Below are 7,247 nucleotides of genomic sequence, written 5' to 3'. Positions count from 1 at the left end.
ACCGCTCTTCCGATCTGTCAGCGCAGAGCCAGACGGTACAATATTAACCCCTCTTAGTGCCACAACATTAGTAGACACAACCATAACATTCAATATTGAAGAGGCGCTGCTTAACGTGGGCTATGTTCTGAGTGAGAACTACGATTTGGTCGAACTCACTTTACCCTTCTCAACACCAGGTAGCGTTCAACAAGATCTTATCGATGATAGGGTTTTTGATTATACGCCCGCTCTCGGTTATACAGGAGTGGACAGGATACTTTACTCTTTTGAGGACCCAGCGAACAATTTGGTTCTCATGGGAAGCATAGACATAGCGATTGGGTATCATGCTAATCAAGGTTTTACCGTCGAGTATAATGGTACATTAGATGAACGAGTGAACGTAAATGAGCTCGTCGATATCGATATTAGCCAGTTTGTCTCTTCAGACGATGGCGATGACTACCAGTTGGTTTACGTTAATGTATTCAATGCCATTGCTACGTCAAAGGATCCTGATAATACGGCTAACAAGGCCATCACCTTTAAAGCCAATCGGTCAGGGTATTACTACGTGAGTTTTGCAGTCAGTGATCATAATGGCGCATATGAAATGGGGCTGTTTCGAGTTGAAGTGGTAGACCCAAGTCAGTCGGCACGATGGGATGGAATCCACCTCGGAGTTGACTACTTTACCCCCCCACCTACTGCATTGGATGCTCTAGGTTCAAGCGTACCTTATACGAGCACTGCTCTTGATAGTGGCTATGAACCCGCTATCGAAATGGCGCAATATTCCCTATCCTCAGCCCTGCGTTATTGCGCAAGCCTAGATGGCAACCTAGCTACACCGAAAGAGCTCGACGCATTGAGAGCAGACACCAATGTGAGCCTCGATCATGACTGGCCAACTCAATCGCCTTATCTTGCTTACAATCCGATAGATGATGCCGTGTTGTCATATCAAATGCCAACAGGCCCAATTCTTAATGTGGTGGATAATTCAGCATTTTATGTAACGTGCGTCAAACAAGGCGTGATTGAAGTACTGGCACAATCTGACACCGAAGCAATTGCAAATGGAATCGACACAGCCGTCGTCAGTGTGAAAGTTGTATTAGCTGGTAGTCCAGCTGAAGGTGTCAATGTTTATGCTGAGTCTGATAGCAACGATGTGATGTTTAGTGATCACGCTCTGACGGGATCTGATGGCGTCGCTTCTTTTATTTTAACATCACTTAAGTCAGAAAACGTGCAACTAACCGTGAGCTATAATGGCGTCAAAACTTCTCATACGGTTCAGTTCATTGGCGATGAGAAAACCGCGCAATTAACATCCGAAGCAACACAAAATTTTGCCTTTTACACTTCCCAACTAGGAAATCAGATAACGGCAAGATTAAACGATGAAAATGTAAACCCGGTTGTCGGTTATCAAATCGATTTTACTGTAACCCCAGAGAATCACCCTGATACTTCAGCCCCCGTACTTCCAATAATTAGTAATGAAAACACCGAGACGGATGCCAATGGAGAGCAAAGATTAAGAATCAAGTGGGATCCTAGTTATATAACACCGTCCACCGGCATGACATTCAGTGTTAAGTCCTCCTATTTAACGACAGAAGGTAATCCCATACAGTCACTAAGTAATGTTACGTTCACAGCACCTTTAGTCCCAATCTGTGGCGGTCAACTCAATGATACGAATCCTGAAAACGCCAAAGGAGCCTGTTTGAAGGTAATCAGCAGTAATAATGGACTTTGGTTTACATCCTCACCAAGTCTTGCAGCCCTAACTTTGTTGGAATATGAGAAGCAGAATACCAAAGATAATGAGGGGAGAACTTATGCTTCCATTTACAATTACACAGAATACTCTCAGTTAGGCCCAAGTAATGGGCAATTTGCCAAATTCCGACAAGACGGTGTTAACGTTTTGCCCCCGAATAACAGTGCCGAAGGTCAAGCAGGAAGTGGCGGACAACTCGATCGTTGGTGCCAGCATCTAGCAACAATATACTTTGCAGGGAGAGAGAGCTGGCGTAGACCAACAAAAGATGAATTGTTCACATTCGCCAGTGAAAAAGGAGACTTATTCATAGAGTTCGGATGGCCGGTAGGCTTGTATACCTGGACAAGTACACTGGATGAGTTTGGTTACAATTACTATGTCGTTAATATCCAAGAAGACATAATCAGTTACAATATCCCTGATGCAGACCATCTTGCCTCTTGTGTCTCTGACTGAGGCATTTTAATTTTATCAAGTAGGTACAGACATTAACTGAATATCCAATAGGTGTTAAAGCGTTCGTTTATTGCTCTAACACCGTTTTTCAATAAAGGAATTAAAACTATAACAGTCCTCAGCAATAAGCGAAAGTTTGGAGGGGTTTGACAGGTACGTTTATTCTTATTTAACTTAGCAATGGTCAAACTGGAGTCTAAACTGCCTATTTAATATTTCTCATTATGTAACCATGCAGGAAAGATCTGCACTTTTGACAACTTTTTCCGCAATAGTAATTTCCTCTATTTTTTTTACCGCTTCCCAGGGCATAAGAGGTACGCCGTGAAGATAACCTTGCTGTATGCAGTGGCCATTAACATTGATAGCATGAAGTGCTAAAGAGGTCTTTTCATCGTCAACGCCCTCATATACAACTCGAAAGTTGTTTACTGACTCAAGGACCTTTACGTCATTATCTATTTTCAAACCATCTGTTTTACCAATGAATTTCCAAGTTAGTTTCCTATCTATTTTTATCTCATTAATAGGTAGACTGATAATATTTTCGAGATTGGACAGGTTCGAACCAAAATCGTCTATTGATATTTCAAAGCCTACAGTTCTTAGTTTCAATATACTAGTAGCCAGTTCACTCTGAAAACCATCTTTAATATATTTTTCTTTCAATTCCAATACTATTGTATGTTCAACATCACCTTGTTCATAGAAGTTCAATAGATGATTAACAACGTCTTCGTCCATTAATAAAAATGGATCTATATTTATAGAAAACCGAATCGATTTATCCCGCATACAAAAAAAATGTTCGTAGTCACTTCTGAACCGCTCGATCATTATACTACAGAACCGTTTTTGTTTTCCTATCTCATCGATTTCTGGCAAGAAACTACTAAGAGGAAGCGTTGAACAGTTACCGTCTGTCCATCGGGGTAACACTTCAAAACCAGTAATAGTATTGTTTTTTGATATGACTTGTGGTTGGTACAACAGGTGAATAGGTAACTCTTCCCTAAAAATGTCACATACAATCTCTTTATTGCCTTCTGAACATACTTCATTTTCGGTCAAACAGTTAGCTACCAATTTTCCCATTTGATCTGGCCAAACTGGTTTTACTAACGACGCCACGACATTCAAGTTATACAGTTCAGCGAGCATTCCCGCTGAGCGAACAATCGTATTATCTAACCCAGAAATAATGACCAATTTAGATTTAGCACTATGATTAGCCATCATTCTAATTAAATCGAAACCATCGCCGTTAGGCATCATCAAATCGGTGATAACTAGGTCAAATCCTCCTGCATTAATTTTCAACATTGCATCGTAAGCATTCGTTGCAAGGCAAACCTTTATATTTTTAACCGAACGAATCAATGATTTTTTTATAACTTCCCGTGAAATTTCTACACCATCTACAATCAAAATTGATTTTTTCATTTTTTTGACATCCTATACTTTGATATTATAGACATCCAAGCTCGGTTCTTCTTTATTTCCTTCGAACTTAACTCCATTACTTTAACAATAGTCCCTTTTATATTAACGCTAGTATATTCCAAGCCAATAGAATATAGAATATTAAACATTCTCACATTATTCACATGGATCTTAATAATCTTATTCGGATCGGTACTCTGAATATACTTATAAACGAATCGTCCTAAAGTTGGAATGAACGATGAGTAATGTGTGCTATTACATGAAACTATTAAATCCACTTTCTCATCACCATCAATATCCTCACCAGTGTAATCTAAAATTAGTCTACTGTTAGAGCTCAATAGGTGCCCTATTATTTGCCCATTAACTAGAACAAACATTAGCTCACCTGAATATTGATTTATTATCTTTTCAATCACGGATCTTCTCGTTTTTCCGTTATCCTGCATCAAGACTAGAATCGCATTATTTTCATAGTTGAAAATGACATCTATTAAGTGTAAATAACTACCTATAACCCCAGAGTTGCTTGCGGTTATTAACACGACATCAGGATTAAAAATAGTATTTTCATCCGTATATGCATTAGTGTTTAACTTGCTATAAAGGGCTTTCAGCTCATTGCCATCACTGTTATTGCACCAAAAATCAAATATGTTTATGCCTAGTAATTCGAGTAGTTCGTTCATTCTCTTCAGATGAGGGGTTGTAACCCCCCTTTCCCACCGGCTAAGAGTGACGACATCTAAACTATAAAAATTCTGGCTACTTTTTTGAACCAAATCAACAAATTGAGTTTGAGATATTCCGTTTTTAGTTCTAAATAATCGAAGCGTTTCTGCGAACATTTTAAACCTACCACTATTTATCAATTTTTATATAATTCCATTATCTCCACTTGTCGACTTTACACATTGGCATATAAAAATAACTTAATTTATTAGTGCCTATATGAATAAATTCAATTATATCTAATTCGACCACATCCATTGACAGAGCTAGATCAGATTAAAAAAACCTATTTTCACTCTCTGATTTGATTAATGAAACACTGTGTTTATAGTCATCAATAGTACTATTCTTGACAAGGTAAGTGAGGGATAACGAGCTTATTACCATTAGAGTGTTAAGTAGCACTGTTTTTTACCATCGCATACTCTTCAGAAGTGAGATTGTAGACCAGATATATGAATAAATTATTTTACCATTATTTATTTTGCATAATGCCTATGGTGGCACTAGGCTTTTTATATACATTTGCAAAAGGAATATTGCTATGCATTACATTACAATAATGACCGGGGCGATATTATTTTTATCGTTTAGTTCAGTAGCGGGCAGTGTCAGTCTTCGCTGGGTGGGTAAGGTCCCAACCTTAAGTTGTGCTGAGGCCCCCCTTTCCAATCAGATAGATTTCGTTACACTAAAAAATAAATGCCCTAGTGAATTTGTAAAAAAGGCAGTTCAATCGGAGCCAAAAAACATAAAGATGTTCGTTTCATTCAATCTCTGATGATCTGTTTATTCGGTACTATCTAGTAACAATACCTACTGTGGAAGTGACATAAGCAAAATAAAGCAGTAAAGATATAAAGTGCTCTAGATAAAGACTGATGTTCCATTAAAATATTGATGATTATTTAATACTTTAATGGGACATACTTATGATAGTGGAATTGAATCATGGGACGCTTAAGATCAATGTGTACAGCGGCCATCTTAACCAGAGTGCCAAGTATACGACGTCAATAGAAGCTCAACTTAACCAAAGTGAGTATCTACTGTTATCAACTTTGTTTGCTAACATGGGTCAACACATGACAAAGCAACAACTTAAACTTGCTGGCTGGCCTAATACAGTGGTATGCGACAACTCGCTTAACATGTCAATAATGACATTGAGAAACAAACTCTATGAATTAGGCGATTTTTGGGAAATCCATACAATCTATCGGCTTGGTTACAGTTTAAATATTCATAGTGATTACAAGAAAGTAAATATTGAAACCAACCTATTTTTAGGTACTTCCGCCAAAGAAATTAACCCCAGTGTCGTTAGTTTGTTGACCATTTAACCATTTTAGTTTGCTTCAAATAAAATCATGCTTTACAAAGAAGCCTTGTGTAGGATGAGTCGAATCCTACGTTGTCCATACCTCTGAGTAGATGCCTCTAAATAGCAAACGAATAAGAAGTTAATGAGGTAAACAGTTCTAAATTCTAGCGTAGCTAAGACTTAGTTTTTAGTTTGGTAATCAAACTCAAGAATAGTCACTTCCACACGACGGTTTGACGAACGTCCAATCTGTGTTGCGTTGGTCGCCACGGGGTTATTTTCACCTGATCCTATGATCAAGATCTGGTTTACATCAACACCCAGTGCTATTAACTCATTAGCGACTGAATCCGCGCGTTGTTCAGAAATTAACTGATTATACCGTTGTGATCCTGTTGAGTCTGTATGCCCGACTAATCTCACCTTGGCTTGTTTGTATGAATTTAGAATATTAGATATTTCAACAAGACTATGTTTGATTTCTTCGGTTAATATTGCGCTATCAGATTTAAAGTTATTTGCGTTCAAACTGTATGTTTTGAACGTTTCCTTAGTAATAATACGACGCGTCGGTATGATTGGCTCAGAAGCCTTATCAATAGTTTTACTTGGTTTATGCTGTACAGAAATATATTGTGAAGCTTCATGTTTCCCGCCAAAGTTATACACTAGTCCGAGGGTTAAAGAATTTCCTGACGGAACAAAGGCATCATGATTAATATGACTTAAATGTTGGTATTCTATTCGAACCGAGATATTGTCGTTTGAAAGGACTTCTAATCCTGCCGCCCCTAGATAAGAATAATCGTCTTCTTTACCATAGTGAACAATCCCCACTCCTAACTTCGTGTATAAAAAAAACAAGTCAGAAATAGCGAGGTTCAATTTCGGTGCCACTGTGTACGCCACCATTCTCTGTTGAGGTAGATCGGATGTCGATAACTTCCCTAGCTCATCATACCCAACTTCAATTGAAAGCGTTTCCCACACGTCATAACCTATGATCATACCGAAAGCTTTATCTTCATCGTTGCAGTTTGATATTGATAAACATGTTTGGTTCAACCATGATTTACCCGCTTTAGCACCGATGTAGGTGTTAGATAAGGCACTACTTGATACGCTCAAGAATGTACTTGTTATCACTATGGCGACTATCCTATTTTTCATGTTTCATTCTTCCTTTATACCGCTTTGGGCATGATAAAAATACGTGCAATGGGATGTCATAGCTGACGGGCCAACTCATTGAGCGAACCACACCATGATTGATAAAAGCGAATTTAGTGATCGATTGCATTTGTCATTTCTAGATAGCACATCGACGTCGGTTAGCTTAGAACCAGCACCTTGATTTACTGACACCTTCTTTGATAAATCGGTTTTATCATTAGCGCGAAAGCCGGTTGACACCAATAGGTATTGCGCACTGATGCTATAATTTTGCAGGGATGGCATTGAGCTCTCTAATACTTGGTCCGTTTCTTTATCTCCGCCCCCCAAGCCTATGGC

At 38.6% G+C, this 7,247-nt stretch carries 6 protein-coding genes; 2 read left to right on the top strand and 4 right to left on the bottom strand.

Going from position 1 to position 7,247, the window contains the following annotated elements; all coding sequences use genetic code 11:
* The coding region (locus tag ACP45E_RS13925; protein WP_069585139.1) for an Ig-like domain-containing protein at positions 1–2,233 on the top strand (2,233 nt) is incomplete at its 5' end.
* Between the two features lie 222 nt (positions 2,234–2,455).
* On the opposite strand, the gene ACP45E_RS13920 is transcribed toward ACP45E_RS13925, so the two are convergent.
* Both ACP45E_RS13920 and ACP45E_RS13915 read right to left on the bottom strand, forming a co-directional pair.
* The gene (locus ACP45E_RS13920) at positions 2,456–3,676 is read right to left on the bottom strand and encodes an EAL domain-containing response regulator (RefSeq protein ID WP_017037890.1); all 1,221 of its coding nucleotides are present in this window, start codon (positions 3,674–3,676) and stop codon (positions 2,456–2,458) included.
* A complete protein-coding gene (locus ACP45E_RS13915) occupies positions 3,673–4,527 on the bottom strand; it encodes a helix-turn-helix transcriptional regulator (protein ID WP_017037889.1) in 855 nt (284 codons plus the stop codon). The genes ACP45E_RS13920 and ACP45E_RS13915 overlap by 4 nt, the downstream gene beginning before the upstream one ends.
* A gap of 816 nt (positions 4,528–5,343) precedes the next feature.
* On the opposite strand from ACP45E_RS13915, the gene ACP45E_RS13910 reads away from it, so the two are divergent.
* Positions 5,344–5,754: a helix-turn-helix domain-containing protein gene (locus ACP45E_RS13910; RefSeq protein ID WP_017035971.1), complete on the top strand. Its 411-nt coding sequence runs from the start codon at positions 5,344–5,346 to the stop codon at positions 5,752–5,754.
* A gap of 161 nt (positions 5,755–5,915) precedes the next feature.
* On the opposite strand, the gene ACP45E_RS13905 is transcribed toward ACP45E_RS13910, so the two are convergent.
* Together ACP45E_RS13905 and ACP45E_RS13900 are read right to left on the bottom strand one after the other, a co-directional pair.
* Positions 5,916–6,905 (bottom strand): OmpA family protein, encoded by a 990-nt coding sequence (locus ACP45E_RS13905; RefSeq protein WP_017037888.1) that lies wholly within the window; start codon positions 6,903–6,905, stop codon positions 5,916–5,918.
* Positions 6,906–6,980: 75 nt separating this feature from the next.
* The coding region (locus ACP45E_RS13900) for a hypothetical protein (protein ID WP_069585137.1) at positions 6,981–7,247 on the bottom strand (267 nt) is incomplete at its 5' end.

This window comes from Vibrio genomosp. F10 str. 9ZD137 (assembly GCF_049974785.1).
GTDB lineage: Bacteria > Pseudomonadota > Gammaproteobacteria > Enterobacterales > Vibrionaceae > Vibrio.
This window is presented reverse-complemented; position numbering and strand designations above follow the sequence as displayed.

Bases quoted from the DNA above. Each gene is read 5' to 3' on its own strand.
- ACP45E_RS13920 (WP_017037890.1), bottom strand. From the start codon at position 3,676: ATGAAAAAATCAATTTTGATTGTAGATGGTGTAGAAATTTCACGGGAA.
- ACP45E_RS13915 (WP_017037889.1), bottom strand. From the start codon at position 4,527: ATGTTCGCAGAAACGCTTCGATTATTTAGAACTAAAAACGGAATATCT.
- ACP45E_RS13910 (WP_017035971.1), top strand. From the start codon at position 5,344: ATGATAGTGGAATTGAATCATGGGACGCTTAAGATCAATGTGTACAGC.
- ACP45E_RS13905 (WP_017037888.1), bottom strand. From the start codon at position 6,905: ATGAAAAATAGGATAGTCGCCATAGTGATAACAAGTACATTCTTGAGC.